Below are 13378 nucleotides of genomic sequence, written 5' to 3' on the forward strand. Positions count from 1 at the left end.
CAGCAGGGAGGCTCGGCGGATTGCCGGGCCTTTTTGTATGCATGGGCTGTGGGAGTATTGAGAAGTATTATTTATTGGTATAAATAATTGTAAGGAAACTAAGGATTATCCCCATGGCACGCAATACTTCCGTGACAATCGGCGAGCATTTTACCACCTTTATCGGCGAGCAGGTGCAGGCCGGACGCTATGGGTCGGCGAGCGATGTTGTACGCGCCGGGCTGAGGCTGCTGGAAGAGCATGAAATTCAGGTGCGGGCGTTGCAGGATGCCCTGATTGCCGGAGAAACATCCGGCGATCCGCAACCCTTTGATTTCGAAGCATTCAAGGCCCGCAAACGCAGGGAGCGGGCTGGCGCGTGAAGCGGCTTCTTTTCACGCCCGCGGCCCAGAGCGACATTGCAGACATATGGGATTACAGCGCCGACCAATGGAGCGTGGATCAGGCCGATCGCTACACGAGCGATATTCACGACCTATGTCGCGCATTGGCGGCTGGCAGGAAGCAGGGCAGGACGGTTCAGGTGCGAGCGGGATATTTAAAATGCCCTGTCGGCGCGCATATGGTCTATTTTTGCGATTTTGACGACAGGATCGAAATCATTCGCATCCTGCATGGCAGGCAGGATAGGGACCGGCATCTCTAGGACGGCGTTGTTGATATTTGATGATGCACTAAAAAGCCATTGACCACAGGCATTTGATTAACTCGTTCGAGCTAATGCTCGGCCAGTTCTGTTTCATCGCTGTTTGGAGGTTTGCATGATTTGGCTCGCTGGGATCGCCGTGGTGTTCTTGGCGGTAGTAGCTGCAACATGTATTCAGATAAGCAGCCGTCTTGGTGATATTCTGTCTGCGCTCAATGGCTTGTCATCCATGCATAATCGAGAGCCAAAGCGATTTGGCTCAAGCGACACTCGATACTCTGAAGGAAATCGAAAGGCACGCAGCACAAAGTGCAGCCCCTGATTACGATCGACAGTACGAACAAGACCACTATCCATGGGGCAGGTCTAAAGATTTATGATTTATAGATCATCATTCCGGCCTTTGACGCATGGTGTCTCCAAATTAGCGGGCTTCTGAGTAAAGGCAGCTACCAACCAGCGGCGTGATCGAGACATGATTTTCATTGATCGTTTTGGGTCGGATAGCCACACCCCCAGCATCCAATGTCATACCCCAAAAACACTGACGGATTGCCAGGATCCGCGGAAACCCCGGAACCAGGTTTTTCCGCCACCCCCATCACCGGCCCGTCATAGCCCGCGCATTCGCCAGAAACGTCCGCCCGATCCGTATCTCGCCGCCATCGGCCAGCGCTGCGAACCACACGCCGCTGCCGTCGTGGCGCAGGCGGGCTATGTGGTCGCGGCGGACGATGTGGGAGCGGTGGAGGCGGACGAACTGCTGGGGGTCCAATCGTTCCTCCAGCGCGCTGATCGTCTGGTGCAGCAGGTAGCTGTGGCTGCCGACGTGAAGGCGCATATAGTCGCGCTCGGCCTCTATCCGGTCGATCTGGCTGGTGGCGATGCGGATGAGTTCGGCGCGGTGCGGCACCCAGAATTCCTCGGCCCATTCGGGCTGGGGTTCGGTCGAGGTTGCTGCGCCGCCGTCCGACGCACGGTTGCGTAATGCCGCTTCCACCCGGTCGATGGCGCGGGTCAGCCGGTCATGGGCGACTGGTTTGAGCATATAATCGACGGCGGCTAGGTCGAAGGCTTCGACCGCGAACCCCTCGAACGCAGTCACGAAGATGACGGCGGGGCGCAGGCCCATGCGGCCGACAGCGCGGGCGACGCCGATGCCGTCGAGCAGCGGCATGGCGATGTCGAGCATGACGAGGTCGGGCTTCAACCCCTCGATCAGGCGCAGCGCGGCTTCGCCGTCGGTGGCGGTGCCGACCAGCGCGATGCGCTGTTCGCGCGCGCACAACATCTGAAGCCGTTCGACGGCGAGCGGTTCATCATCGACGATCATGGTGCGGATGGTGGGCGTGGTGGTCATGGGTATCAGCAGCCCCTGCGGACGATGGGGAGGGTAAGGTCGACGGCAAAGCCGCCGCCTTCGCGCGGACCATAGACGATGCGGCCCGCAGCGCCAAAGCGGGCGGACAGGCGGTCGCGCACATTGGCAAGGCCGATGCCGCTGCCGCGATCGGCGTGGCTGGGCGGCTTGTCGCCATCGTCGCTGACGGTCAGGTGGAGCAGGTCGCCGACTTCGCGCGCGGTGATGGTGATGGTGACGGGGCTGGACGTGCGGGACACGCCATATTTGATCGCATTTTCCACCAGCGGTTGCAGGATCAGCCCCGGCACGCACGCACTGAGCAGCGCGGGGGGAATGTCGATGCGGGTGGTCAGCCGTTCGGGGAAGCGCACGCCCTCAATATCCAGATAGAGTTTCTGGAGATGGACTTCTTCCTCCAGCGGCACTTCATCCAGCGGATCGCCGGTCAGGCTGGTGCGGTAGAAGTTGGAGAGGGACATGATCATCTGTTCCGCTTCGTCGCGCCTGTCCTTCATGACGAGGGAGGAGAGGGAGTTGAGCGTGTTGAACAGGAAATGCGGATTCACCTGATAACGGAGCGAGCGCAGTTCGGCCTGTTGCGCGGCGCGCTCAAGCTGGGCGGCGCGGCGTTCGGTGCGATGCACTTCGCTGGCGTAGGAGAGGGCGAGGTAGAGGCCGGACCAGGCGGCGAGGAAAAAATAGCGGCTGAGCGTGTCTTCGACGATGCCGATCAGGATGTCGTGATCCTGCATGTCGCCCGGTTTCATGTCTCCGCCGGGGAAGATGTTCACGGGGTCATAGATGTTGAACATATAATAGTTGGCCAGCGCCATGGCGAGCGCGCAGGGGGCGGCGAGGGAAAAGCCCGCCACGACGCGCACGGTCAGCGGCTTATGGTCGAAACGGCGCAGCGCGAGGTAGAGAATCCACGTCACGACGATGCCGATGACCGTCACGATGGCGCGACGCGCGCCCAGTTCGAGCGGCGATCCGAACCCCATCAGCGCGGCGCGGGCCGTTACCAATATGGCGTAGAACAGCCAGAAGGCGAGGATGGAATAGAGCGCGATGGCAGGCGACACCCCGCGACCTTCATTGGGGGGAGTATCTGAGGGAAGGGTGGTCATGATGTCGGGTGTAGGCGCGGGCAGGGGAATTGTCGCCCCTGCCCGCCGCCTCTGGTCGAAGGGCGCAGCATGTTGGTCGAAAGCAGGGCGGAACCGCACGGATATGTTGCCCGTTGATTGCATGGAACGACGGGGCGTCCTGCCCCGCATCAAGAGGAGCCGGGATATGACCGATACACCCCATAGCCATCAGGATCAGGCGGACGCAGAGGCGCAGGACAAGGCGCTGACGCCCGATGAGAAGCTGGACAAGGAACTGGACGATTCCATGGATGCGTCCGATCCGCCATCGTCCACCCACCCTGACGATCATGGCGAACCGGCGCCGTCTTCGGGCTTCAAGGAAGACGCGGAGTGATGGTCGTCCACCACAATCCATGATAGTTTGCGCGATGGCATGGCGAATACGCCGCCATCGCGTAGAGGAGAGACATATCGATGCCCACTTCCACCACCCCCGCGATCGAACGTATCGCCCGTGTCCTGGCCGGGCGTCAGCTCAGCCATAATGGCGAGGGTAAGGAGGCCCATGCGGCGAGCGCCGTGGACGCGGCCTGGCGGAACCATGTGGATGATGCCTATGCCATCCTCCACACTTTGCGCGAACCCGACGCGCAAATGGCGCAGGCTGGCGACGTGGCCGTGTGGCGCAACATGATCGGCGCGGTGCTGGAACGGCGTCAGGGCGTATGAGGCTTTAGGTTTTTGCTAACGTTTGCGGGACATTTTAGGGCGGCACAGCAAAGTAGTCCGACATGTCCCGCGCCCATTATTCCATCACGTTCCGGTCCGACATCGCCCTGATGGATGTCGCATGGCGTCGGTATTTTGCGCCGACGGATGTGGCCGACTATGCTGCGGACTGCTTTGCGGAATTTGCGCGCGCCGGGTTTCGCCCCGGCTATCTGCTGCGCATGGACATGAGCCAGAGCGCGGTGCAGCCGCAGGACGCGCTGGCGATGTTCCGAACGCATTTTTCCGGCTTTCCGGTCGCACGGCGGATCGCGGTGGTGACGCCCAGCATGATCGCGCGAATGCAGGTGCAGCGGGAAATGACCCAGCCCTATTTGCAGATATTCGCCGCGCCCGATGTGGCGCTGGCATGGTTGCTGGAGGATGTCGCGGCGCCCGCCTGATCCACGCGATCGCGTGCGATTGTCATCCTCCTGTCGCAATCCCCAACTTACATGTTGCGCCGCACAAAGAAATCTGATCCCTTGTGAATGGCGGTAGAACAGGTGCTTAAGCCTTTAGTAACCAAGAAGGGCGCATGTTCTGGCGATCGACTTCAAGTCGGAGGGCAAGACATATGGGCACGAGTGCAAGACCGGCGGACGGAAGCATCACCTTTTCGGAACTGCGTGAATTCGCGAGTTTTCCGTCATCCACCCAACGCTATATCCGTCGATCGCTCGACATCGGCCTGCATCGCCGCGACGCGATGAAGCTGTGGTCACGCGACATGGTGGAGGAAGCGTCCATCCGGGCGCAGGCGCGCATCTACGGACGGCTGGACGAGATCAAGGCGCGGGTGCCCGACGATAGCGGACTGGAACAGGTGGAGCCGTTCATGGCGCCTTTGGTGACGGTCTCCGCTTTCGATCTCGGACAGGACCGGCTATCGAGTTTTTCCGCCTATCGCTTTTTGTACGAACGCCTGCTGGGCGCGGGATCGCGGCCATGGTTGCCGGGCGCTTTCTGCGCGGCGGCGAGCCTGCCGCATCTGCATCCTGAAAAGCGGCGCGTGCTGCTCCAGTCGATCAGCGAAGCGGCGGCCACGGCAGTGGGCTGGTCCAACCGCGAACCGACATTCTACCCTGAATGGGTGGAGAAGGTGGATTTGAGCCGGGCCAACTGATGATTGGGGACCGTTTGCGAAATACGGATTCCATTAAGATTATCGTCATCCCCGCCTGCGCGGGGATGACGATAAAATTTGTGAATAACCTATTTCGCAACGCCCCCTGACAAGGGGAGGTGGCGGTGCGTAGCGCTGACGGAGGGGTGTCACCGTCTCATGAATGGCCGACCCCTGTCCGCCATATCACACCCTTGACCGAAGAGCGATCGCCCGGCCTCAGGCCAGGCCGACTTCCTTCAACGGCACGCCTGCATCCGCCAGCTGCGCCAGATCCAGCGCCGCGCCAGACAGCACATGCGCCTTCCCCTGCACATAATCCTTTATCATGTTGACGCAATCGAGCGCGATGACCCTGCCGCCCTTCAGATACACGACCGAAAAGCTGCGCGTCGCCGGGTCGCCGCGCGTGATCGTCTGATCAAAGCCGGTGGACAGGCCGACCGTCTGGAGCTTGAGATCATATTGGTTCGACCAGAACCACGGCACCGCGTCATAGGCATCTTCCTTGCCCATGATGTGCGCGACCGCGACCTTTGCCTGGTCATTGGCATTCTGCACCGATTCCAGCCGCATCTGCGCGCCGCCCGCAAAGCGGTTGGCGTGCGATGCGCAATCGCCCACGGCATAGATGTCGGGCAGGCTGGTGCGACAAAATTCGTCCACGTCCACGCCATTGCCGCCCGCCGCGCCTGCCGCGATCAGCGGCCCGGTTTCGGGAATGATGCCGATGCCCACGATCACCATGTCGGTTTCGATCCGCTCACCGTCCGCCATCAACACTGCGGTGGCCAGCCCATCCTTCACCTCGATGCAATCCATCTTCGCACCGGTGCGCAGGTCGATGCCATGGGCGCGATGTTCGCCCTCGTAAAAGCGCGACAGATCCTCGCCCGCGACACGCGCCAGCACCCGGTCCATCGCTTCGAGCAGCACCACTGTCTTGCCGAATTTCGACAGCACCGCGGCTGCCTCCAGCCCGATATAGCCGCCACCGATGATCGTCACATGATGCACGGAATCCAGCTTCGCCATCATCGCATCGACATCGTCGCGGCGGCGCACGCCATGGACATTGGCTGCGTCCGCGCCGTTGCACGTCAGCATCCGGGGGCTGCCACCGGTACACCAGATCAGCTTGCCATAACCGATTTCTTCCGTCCCGGCGGTCACGAATTTGCCCACGGGATCGACGCTCTTGACCCGACGGCCCAGCAGCATGTCGATATTACGCTCCCCCCAGAAGGCGGCAGGGCGGATCAGGATGCGGTCGAAACTCTTGTCGCCCGCGAAATATTCCTTGGACAGCGGCGGACGTTCATAGGGCGGATCTTTTTCGTCACCGATCATCGCGACCGATCCATCATACCCATGTTGCCGCAGCGAAATCGCCGCCTGCGCACCGGCATGGCCCGCACCCACGATCAGAACGTCATAATAGCTCATCCGCCCGCTACTCTCTTGCATGTTGGTGGGGGGCTGATTGGCGCGCTTTGGGGGCGGTGGCAAGGGGGGTTGGCATGCGGGAGCGCTACCAGATCGCCCGATCCGGGATTTACGCGCCATAGTCGGACGAGGAGGGCGGGCTAACGGCCCTTGATATCGGGAAATGGTAGCGGAGGAGGGACTTGAACCCCCGACATCAGGATTATGATTCCCGCGCTCTAACCAGCTGAGCTACTCCGCCCCATGGGCTGCGCAAGGCGTTGCGGCCCTGCGGTGAGGGCGCGCTATACGCAGCGATGGCGGGTCGGTCAACGGGCGTTTGCCTATGCCTGTGCAACTTATTTGCGCCGCACGCTCCATCCGGGCGGCAGCGCATCGGGCCAGCGTGCCAATGCCCCGGAATCCATCGCTTCCACCGCGCTCGTCACCAGCGGGCCGATGCGCGCCATGTCGGGATTATGCCCTGCGTCGCCTATGGTGACGAAGGTGGCGGGCGGTCGCGCCGTGGCGAACAGCGCGTCGCCCTGCGTCATGGCCACGCGTTTGTCGGCGGTGCCCAGCATCATGACCAGCGGCGCATGGATTTTGGTCGCGGCATCCAGATTATTCCACTTGTCAGGGATCAGCGCGCCCATGCCCGCAGGCGCCGATTCTTCGAGTTTGTCGAAAGTAGAGAGCGTGATGACCCCCGCGACCGGCGCCGTCGCCGCGACATGCAGGGCCACCGCGCCGCCCAGCGAATGGCCGACCAGATATATGCGCGCGTCCGGCCCGGCGATCGACCGCGCTTTTGCCACGAAGGCGCGGCCATCTGCGACCAGCCCCGCCTGCGTCGGTTTGCCCGGATTGCCGCCAAAGCCGCGATAGGACACAGCGATCACATGGTCGCCATGCCCGGTCAGATATTCGGCATAGCGCGCCGCGATCCCCTGATTCGATCCGCGCCCGTGGAAGAACAGGATGACATCATGGTCGGCAGGATCGCCGGGCCATTGATATCCGGTCAGTGATAGCCCGTCCTGCGTCCGCACGATCAGGGGTGTGGGCGCGGCGCGGGTCCATCGGGAGATATCGACGGGGGTGGCGTCCGCCTGATATATTTCGTGCCGCATGGCGGACGCGCATCCCGCCAGCGCCAGCGCTGCTGCGATCGTGGCCGATAATCCTGCTGTTCCGCGCCGCATTCATCCTCCTGAACCACTGAATTTAAGGGAATAGCGGAACCGGAACCAGCGCGTGCGATTTTTATGTTGCAATCCGGTTTCGGCCGCGCACTATTGTTGCAACGCACCACGATGGCCGTCCTGGCCAAGGGAGGATTGACCACTTGCCCTTCCACGAAATGTCCGAACCGGATGGTTCGATACGCCCTTGCTACGATGAAGTGCAAAAATGGGTCGAACGAACGGGCATTGCCGGGCTTAATCGACGCATGGACGAGGCGGAGGCGATATTCCGCCGCATCGGCATTACCTTTGCCGTCTATGGCGAGGGGGGCGACCCGGAACGGTTGATCCCGTTCGATCTGTTGCCCCGCATTTTCACCGCGCAGGAATGGCGCGTGCTGGACAAGGGGATCCGGCAGCGCGCGCGGGCGCTCAACGCTTTTCTGCACGACGTGTATAACGGCGGCGAAATCGTGAAGGCCGGTATCATGCCCGCCGACATCATTTATAATAACAGCGCTTATCTATCTGAAATGGCTGGCTTTTCTCCGCCTGGAAACGTCTATAGCCACATTGTCGGCATCGACATTGTGCGCACGGGGCCGGGCAGTTTTGAAGTGCTGGAGGATAATTGCCGCACCCCTTCGGGCGTGTCCTATATGTTGGAAAACCGGGAAATCATGACGCGCATGTTTCCCGAACTCTTTGCGGCGGGCGTGGTCGCGCCGGTGGACGATTATCCCGCCGAACTGCTCAAGAGCCTGAAGGAAGTCGCCCCCCCCGCGTGCAAGGGCGATCCCGTCGTCGTCGTGCTGACGCCCGGATCGCTTAACAGCGCTTATTATGAACATAGTTTCCTCGCCGACCTGATGGGCGTGGAACTGGTGGAGCCGGCCGACCTGTTCGTCGACGAAGACCGGGTATGGATGAAGACGACGCTGGGGCCAAAGGCGGTGGACGTGATCTATCGCCGCATCGATGACGAATATCTCGACCCGCTGGTATTCCGCGCCGACAGCCTGCTGGGCGTGCCGGGCATCTTCAACGTCTATCGCAATGGCGGCGTCACGCTGGCGTCCGCGCCCGGATCGGGCATCGCGGACGACAAGGCCGTCTATATCTACGTGCCGGAGATGATCCGCTTCTATCTGGGCGAGGAGCCGATCCTCGACAATATCCAGACGTGGCAATGCGGAAAGCCCGACGAATGCGCCTATGTGCTGGAAAACCTGCATGAACTGGTGGCCAAGGAAGTCCATGGTTCGGGCGGGTACGGCATGCTGATCGGTCCCAAATCGACCAAGGACGAAATCGACGCCTATGCCGATCGCATTCGCGCCAATCCGCATGAGTTCATCGCCCAGCCTACGCTGGACCTGTCGACCGTCCCCACGCTTGGCCCCGCATCGGTCGTGGGGCGCCATGCCGATTTCCGTCCCTATTGTCTGGTCGGCAAGCAGATCCGGCTGGTCCCCGGCGGCCTGACCCGCGTCGCGCTGACTGAAGGATCGCTGGTGGTGAACTCCAGCCAGGGCGGCGGCGTGAAGGACACCTGGGTGTTGCAGGATTGATGGACATGCAGAAAAACGCCCCGTCCACCGACATCCTCCCCTTCAAGGGGAGGATAGATTGTGCGGCATCCAGTTTCGCACGAACGCCCACACCATATCGGGATAATGTCCCATGCTGAGCCGCACTGCTGAAAACCTGTTCTGGATGGCGCGCTATATGGAGCGGGCTGAATCCACCGCGCGGTTGCTGACCATGGGGCAACGCATGGCCATCCTGCCGGGCGCGCATCATCGCGACGAATGGCGCTCCGTCGTGCGCGCGACCGGATCGGGCCATCAATTCCCCGAAGGCGTGCAGGTTACCGAAAGCGACGTCGTGTCCTTTCTGATGCTGGACGCCGACAACCCCAGTTCGATCCGTTCCTGCCTGCTCAAGGCGCGGTCGAACGCCAAGTCCGCGCGCACCATGTTGACGCAGGACATGTGGGAGGCGCTCAACGACGGCTGGCGCAAGCTCGACAGCTACAGCGTTGATGAAGCGCGGCAGGAACTGCCCACGCTGATCGACTGGATCAAGACCCGCGTCATGACCTTTCGCGGCGCGACTCATTCGGGCCAGTTGCGCAACGAAGGCCATGATTTCCTCCGCTGCGGCTCCGCGCTGGAACGGGCGCAGATGACGCTGCGCCTGCTGGACGTCAAATATTATGTCCTGCTGCCCGAAACCGAAGTCATCGGCGGCAACCGCGATCATTATCAATGGACGTCGGTGCTGCATGCGCTGTCTGGTGGCCGCGCCTATCACCATGTCTATGGCGGCACCTACACGCCCTGGCAGATCACCGACTTCCTGATGCTCAACCGCATGTTCCCGCGCTCTATCGCCTATTGCTACGATCAATTGGCCTATCGGCTCAATCGACTGGCGGGCTGGCATGATGACCGCGCCGCATGCCATGACACGATCAGCGAGATGGTCAGCGCGCTGGAGCAACTGGACAGCGGCGAAATCTTCCGCTTCGGCCTGCATGAAACGGTGCAGCACGGGCTGTCGAGGACCAACCGGCTGGGTGCCGAAATTGCCGAGGCCTATCATTTCGGCTGAATAGGGGAGGCGAGGCGGCGCGTTATGGAGTTGCTCGTCCGCCACCAGACCATCTATCGCTACGCCGCATCGGCCGGACGCGTGGCGATGCGCCTCAAACTCATGCCGGTCGATACCCCCGCGCAGGTCGTGCGCGACTGGACCGTCAGCATCGACGGCACCCCGCTCACCGGCTTTCGCCGCAACAGCTATGGCGAGATGGAAGCGATCTGGGTTCGCCACGACCGCCACGATCAGGCCGTTATTGTGGCGGAGGGACTGGTGGACACGCGCGAGACACACGGGATGGTCGGCGGGCCGGACAGCCGGGTCAACCCGATCCATTATCTGCGAAGCACGTCGCTGACCCAGCCATCCGACGCGATCATCGCGATGGCGCACGGCATCCCCGACAGCGGCGACCCACTTGCCCGCCTGCACGCCCTGTCCGCCGCCGTCAGCGCGTGCGTCGCCTACCGCTCCGGCGTCACCACATCGGCCACTACCGCCGCGCAGGCCTTTGCCCTGGGCGCTGGCGTGTGTCAGGACCATGCCCAGATATTCATCGCCGCCGCCCGCGTCATCGGCGTGCCTGCGCGCTATGTATCGGGCTATCTGCTTGCCGGGGATGGCGCTGCACTCCACGAAACCCATGGCTGGGCCGAAGCGCTGTTGCCCGGTCTGGGCTGGATCGGCTTCGACCCGTCCAACCGCGTTTGCGTCACCGAACGCTATCTGCGCCTTGCCAGCGGCCTTGATGCGGATGAGGCCGCGCCGATCCGGGGATCAGTGCTGATGGCGGGCGTTATGACCATCGACGCGGACGTCCGCATCGCGCAGGCACAGCCGATGATCGACCAACGGCAGTTGCAGAGGCAGCAGCAGCAGGCTAACCCGCTGAACCAAGCAGCAGATTGAATCGATTTTCGGGAGCCTTTTGGCAATGACCTATTGTGTGGCGGTGCGGGTTGACCAGGGGCTGGTCATGCTGTCCGACACCCGCACCAATGCGGGCATGGACAATATCGCCCGCTTCCGCAAAAGTTTCACCTATAGCGTGCCGGGCGAACGGGCGATCACGCTGCTCTGTTCGGGCAACCTGTCCATCACGCAGGGGGTGAAGGCGCGGCTGAGCAAGGCGATCAAGGATGCCAAGGTCGACCCCGACGTGGAAACCATCCTCAATTGCGACACCATGCACCGCGTCGCGCAAATCGTGGGCGACAATATGCGCGCCATGCAGGCCCGCTATCGCGAAAGCATCGAAATGGGCGGATCGGGCGCCAGCGCGTCGATCATGGTCGCTGGCCAGCGCAAGGGCGGTAAACCACGCCTGTATCTGATCTACAGCGCGGGCAATTTCATCGAAGCGACCGAGGACACGCCTTTCTTCCAGATCGGCGAACATAAATATGGCAAGCCCATCCTCGACCGCATCGTCAGCCGCGAAACCACGCTGGAGGACGCGACAAAGGCGGTGCTGGTCTCGATGGATTCGACCCTGCGCTCCAACCTGTCGGTCGGCATGCCGCTCGACCTGACCGTCATCCCCACCGACGCCTTCGACTTCCGCGTCCGCACCCGGATCGAAGCGGACAACGAAGAATTCGCGATGATCTCCCACGGCTGGAGCACCGCCCTGCGCCGGGGCTTCGAGGATCTGCCGAACGTATTGGATTGAGCGGGTAGGGGCGGGGCTGCGTATGTCACCGCACGACCGTCATTCCCGCTCAGGCGGGGATTCATCTCCCGCCCTTTTATCTGGAGAGTTTGGGAGATGGGTTCCCGCCTTCGCGGGAATGACGAGTTGGGTGGGGAGCTGACAGTCGGCTTGTGGCAAGAAATTGAGCGAAGCTGCCGTTACCGGCCAATCAAGATGGCTTCTTCAGCCTCCCGGTCCAGTAGGCGCGCTATGCTGACACGAAAGAGGTCAAGGTCAGGGTAGTTTGTAGTGAACCATCCGCGTGTCCGACAGTGAGGCTCATGTTCGTCAGCAATTTCATATCTAACAGCAAGATCGCCACGATTGTTCGCAGGGGCAATCTCAAGGCGCAGGATCAAATCGTCGCCTTCTTGCATTTCATACCCCCACTGCGCCGTGATTGGATGATCTGTCGTAATGGGGAAGGCGCTTAGAGCCTCGCCAAACTCTTTTACGTCCTGCCATTGAACCCAAAAGCCTCCTTCGCCTGAAAAGCGATCGGTTTTCACCTCGATGGACAGGCGACCGAAATCATCAGTCGGCTGCTTGGGATCGAAGAAGCTGGCGTCATACTGATAGCGGAGGGTTAGCTTGTTCATGAGCCTATGCTTCGCATTCTACCGCAACGTCTGCAATCGGGCGTGAGGAAACTGCAAAAGAACGGCAATATTTGGTCGAGAGCCGTTGGGCAGCTTCTATCTCGACCCGATCCAGCAAAGGAGCAGCACCGGCGGGTGGAAAGCGGACCTTCTGCTTTCAGCACGGCAGAGGTGAAGACCGACCATCGGCTATGGTATTGGAACCTCAACATCATCCGATAGCTTCCCGCGAACCATCATGATTGACAGTGCAGAGTTTGCCTGCTCGCCAATTCTCATAGGCCACGCACTTGCGACCAGTTCATCGTCCGTCAGGTTCTGGCGGGTGCAGGATGCCACTTGGTCCATCAGTTCAAGGATTTTCGTCAAAGCTTCGCATTCTTCCGACGACAGAACGGTATTGACCGGCAATGGCGGTTTGTCTGGAAACACATCAAAAAAGCTGTTGAAATAGCCTGCCGCACCGACAGCCGCTATCGTTTCAGTCCAATCCACGAGCATTTGTAGACGCTCAATCATGCCATTGCGAAGGCGCTGGTCAAGCAGGCGGTCGGAGATTGAAGTGCTCATTCTTTCGACTTTAGCTGCTTTGGCTATGTCCGCAATTGGGATCAACAGCGAGGCTTGGGAACATCAAAAAATGGCCGTTTCCCGTCATCCTCCCCTGCAAGGGGAGGTGGATGGCCGCAGGCCAGACGGAGGGGTGTCGCCCTATCGAGATGGCGACACCCCTCCACCACTTCGTGGTTCTGGACTTGTAACGGTTGTATAATCGCATCCCTCCAGTCAAGCGTGGCTAGCATGGGAAGGCTGATCGCGTCGGGCAGTGCGTCGACACGTTAATCAACCTTGTGCTTGTTTTTCTCAATGCGGCGT

16 protein-coding genes and 1 tRNA gene are annotated in these 13378 nt (G+C 61.0%); 10 read left to right on the forward strand and 7 right to left on the reverse strand.

Features of this window, described 5'->3' with window-relative positions; genetic code table 11:
* Positions 1 to 113 precede the first annotated feature (113 nt).
* Both WA070_RS19085 and WA070_RS19090 read left to right on the forward strand, forming a co-directional pair.
* Positions 114 to 362, forward strand: coding sequence for a type II toxin-antitoxin system ParD family antitoxin (locus WA070_RS19085; protein WP_422635470.1), 249 nt, complete (start codon positions 114 to 116; stop codon positions 360 to 362).
* The gene (locus tag WA070_RS19090) at positions 359 to 646 is read left to right on the forward strand and encodes a type II toxin-antitoxin system RelE/ParE family toxin (RefSeq protein WP_422635471.1); all 288 of its coding nucleotides are present in this window, start codon (positions 359 to 361) and stop codon (positions 644 to 646) included. The genes WA070_RS19085 and WA070_RS19090 overlap by 4 nt, the downstream gene beginning before the upstream one ends.
* A gap of 601 nt (positions 647 to 1247) precedes the next feature.
* Here WA070_RS19090 and WA070_RS19095 read toward each other — a convergent pair.
* Positions 1248 to 2006 (reverse strand): LytR/AlgR family response regulator transcription factor, encoded by a 759-nt coding sequence (locus WA070_RS19095; RefSeq protein ID WP_422635472.1) that lies wholly within the window; start codon positions 2004 to 2006, stop codon positions 1248 to 1250.
* Between the two features lie 5 nt (positions 2007 to 2011).
* Positions 2012 to 3136, reverse strand: a complete 1125-nt coding sequence (locus WA070_RS19100; protein WP_422635511.1) for a sensor histidine kinase — start codon at positions 3134 to 3136, stop codon at positions 2012 to 2014.
* A gap of 166 nt (positions 3137 to 3302) precedes the next feature.
* On the opposite strand from WA070_RS19100, the gene WA070_RS19105 reads away from it, so the two are divergent.
* The 4 genes from WA070_RS19105 to WA070_RS19120 all read left to right on the forward strand — a co-directional run bounded on the left by WA070_RS19105 (position 3303) and on the right by WA070_RS19120 (position 4994).
* The gene (locus WA070_RS19105; protein WP_422635473.1) at positions 3303 to 3494 is read left to right on the forward strand and encodes a hypothetical protein; all 192 of its coding nucleotides are present in this window, start codon (positions 3303 to 3305) and stop codon (positions 3492 to 3494) included.
* An 80-nt stretch (positions 3495 to 3574) separates the two neighbouring features.
* Positions 3575 to 3829, forward strand: a complete 255-nt coding sequence (locus WA070_RS19110; protein WP_422635474.1) for a hypothetical protein — start codon at positions 3575 to 3577, stop codon at positions 3827 to 3829.
* A 62-nt stretch (positions 3830 to 3891) separates the two neighbouring features.
* Positions 3892 to 4272: an STAS/SEC14 domain-containing protein gene (locus WA070_RS19115; RefSeq protein WP_422635475.1), complete on the forward strand. Its 381-nt coding sequence runs from the start codon at positions 3892 to 3894 to the stop codon at positions 4270 to 4272.
* Positions 4273 to 4445: 173 nt separating this feature from the next.
* Positions 4446 to 4994 carry a hypothetical protein gene (locus tag WA070_RS19120; RefSeq protein WP_422635476.1) on the forward strand — a complete coding sequence of 183 codons (549 nt, stop codon included), beginning with the start codon at positions 4446 to 4448 and terminating at the stop codon, positions 4992 to 4994.
* Positions 4995 to 5213: 219 nt separating this feature from the next.
* Here the strand turns inward: WA070_RS19120 and WA070_RS19125 are convergent, their stop codons facing one another.
* The 3 genes from WA070_RS19125 to WA070_RS19135 all read right to left on the reverse strand — a co-directional run bounded on the left by WA070_RS19125 (position 5214) and on the right by WA070_RS19135 (position 7624).
* On the reverse strand, positions 5214 to 6440 hold the full coding sequence (locus tag WA070_RS19125) for an NAD(P)/FAD-dependent oxidoreductase (RefSeq protein ID WP_422635512.1): 1227 nt from the start codon (positions 6438 to 6440) through the stop codon (positions 5214 to 5216).
* A 164-nt stretch (positions 6441 to 6604) separates the two neighbouring features.
* Positions 6605 to 6681, reverse strand: a tRNA-Met gene (locus tag WA070_RS19130).
* A gap of 97 nt (positions 6682 to 6778) precedes the next feature.
* Positions 6779 to 7624 (reverse strand): alpha/beta hydrolase, encoded by an 846-nt coding sequence (locus WA070_RS19135; protein ID WP_422635477.1) that lies wholly within the window; start codon positions 7622 to 7624, stop codon positions 6779 to 6781.
* 143 nt (positions 7625 to 7767) lie between these two features.
* Between WA070_RS19135 and WA070_RS19140 the strand changes: the two genes are divergently transcribed.
* The 4 genes from WA070_RS19140 to WA070_RS19155 all read left to right on the forward strand — a co-directional run bounded on the left by WA070_RS19140 (position 7768) and on the right by WA070_RS19155 (position 11882).
* On the forward strand, positions 7768 to 9177 hold the full coding sequence (locus WA070_RS19140; RefSeq protein ID WP_422635478.1) for a circularly permuted type 2 ATP-grasp protein: 1410 nt from the start codon (positions 7768 to 7770) through the stop codon (positions 9175 to 9177).
* 112 nt (positions 9178 to 9289) lie between these two features.
* Entirely contained in the window at positions 9290 to 10222 is a 933-nt protein-coding gene (locus tag WA070_RS19145; protein ID WP_422635479.1) for an alpha-E domain-containing protein, read from the forward strand.
* Between the two features lie 24 nt (positions 10223 to 10246).
* The gene (locus tag WA070_RS19150) at positions 10247 to 11119 is read left to right on the forward strand and encodes a transglutaminase family protein (RefSeq protein ID WP_422635480.1); all 873 of its coding nucleotides are present in this window, start codon (positions 10247 to 10249) and stop codon (positions 11117 to 11119) included.
* Between the two features lie 25 nt (positions 11120 to 11144).
* Complete coding sequence (locus WA070_RS19155) at positions 11145 to 11882, forward strand: peptidase (RefSeq protein ID WP_422635481.1); 738 nt, start codon at positions 11145 to 11147, stop codon at positions 11880 to 11882.
* 179 nt (positions 11883 to 12061) lie between these two features.
* On the opposite strand, the gene WA070_RS19160 is transcribed toward WA070_RS19155, so the two are convergent.
* Both WA070_RS19160 and WA070_RS19165 read right to left on the reverse strand, forming a co-directional pair.
* Positions 12062 to 12502 (reverse strand): hypothetical protein, encoded by a 441-nt coding sequence (locus WA070_RS19160; protein ID WP_422635482.1) that lies wholly within the window; start codon positions 12500 to 12502, stop codon positions 12062 to 12064.
* Positions 12503 to 12691: 189 nt separating this feature from the next.
* Positions 12692 to 13072 carry a hypothetical protein gene (locus WA070_RS19165; RefSeq protein WP_422635483.1) on the reverse strand — a complete coding sequence of 127 codons (381 nt, stop codon included), beginning with the start codon at positions 13070 to 13072 and terminating at the stop codon, positions 12692 to 12694.
* Positions 13073 to 13378 lie beyond the last annotated feature (306 nt).

The organism is Sphingobium sp., from assembly GCF_049304695.1.
GTDB lineage: Bacteria > Pseudomonadota > Alphaproteobacteria > Sphingomonadales > Sphingomonadaceae > Sphingobium.

What these genes read in the sequence shown, in the direction of transcription:
- WA070_RS19145 (WP_422635479.1), top strand. Translation starts at nt 9,290, where the DNA reads ATGCTGAGCCGCACTGCTGAAAACCTGTTCTGGATGGCGCGCTATATG.
- WA070_RS19100 (WP_422635511.1), bottom strand. Translation starts at nt 3,136, where the DNA reads ATGACCACCCTTCCCTCAGATACTCCCCCCAATGAAGGTCGCGGGGTG.
- WA070_RS19110 (WP_422635474.1), top strand. Translation starts at nt 3,575, where the DNA reads ATGCCCACTTCCACCACCCCCGCGATCGAACGTATCGCCCGTGTCCTG.
- WA070_RS19165 (WP_422635483.1), bottom strand. Translation starts at nt 13,072, where the DNA reads ATGAGCACTTCAATCTCCGACCGCCTGCTTGACCAGCGCCTTCGCAAT.
- WA070_RS19105 (WP_422635473.1), top strand. Translation starts at nt 3,303, where the DNA reads ATGACCGATACACCCCATAGCCATCAGGATCAGGCGGACGCAGAGGCG.
- WA070_RS19085 (WP_422635470.1), top strand. Translation starts at nt 114, where the DNA reads ATGGCACGCAATACTTCCGTGACAATCGGCGAGCATTTTACCACCTTT.
- WA070_RS19120 (WP_422635476.1), top strand. Translation starts at nt 4,446, where the DNA reads ATGGGCACGAGTGCAAGACCGGCGGACGGAAGCATCACCTTTTCGGAA.
- WA070_RS19150 (WP_422635480.1), top strand. Translation starts at nt 10,247, where the DNA reads ATGGAGTTGCTCGTCCGCCACCAGACCATCTATCGCTACGCCGCATCG.
- WA070_RS19160 (WP_422635482.1), bottom strand. Translation starts at nt 12,502, where the DNA reads ATGAACAAGCTAACCCTCCGCTATCAGTATGACGCCAGCTTCTTCGAT.
- WA070_RS19155 (WP_422635481.1), top strand. Translation starts at nt 11,145, where the DNA reads ATGACCTATTGTGTGGCGGTGCGGGTTGACCAGGGGCTGGTCATGCTG.
- WA070_RS19125 (WP_422635512.1), bottom strand. Translation starts at nt 6,440, where the DNA reads ATGAGCTATTATGACGTTCTGATCGTGGGTGCGGGCCATGCCGGTGCG.
- WA070_RS19135 (WP_422635477.1), bottom strand. Translation starts at nt 7,624, where the DNA reads ATGCGGCGCGGAACAGCAGGATTATCGGCCACGATCGCAGCAGCGCTG.
- WA070_RS19095 (WP_422635472.1), bottom strand. Translation starts at nt 2,006, where the DNA reads ATGACCACCACGCCCACCATCCGCACCATGATCGTCGATGATGAACCG.
- WA070_RS19115 (WP_422635475.1), top strand. Translation starts at nt 3,892, where the DNA reads ATGTCCCGCGCCCATTATTCCATCACGTTCCGGTCCGACATCGCCCTG.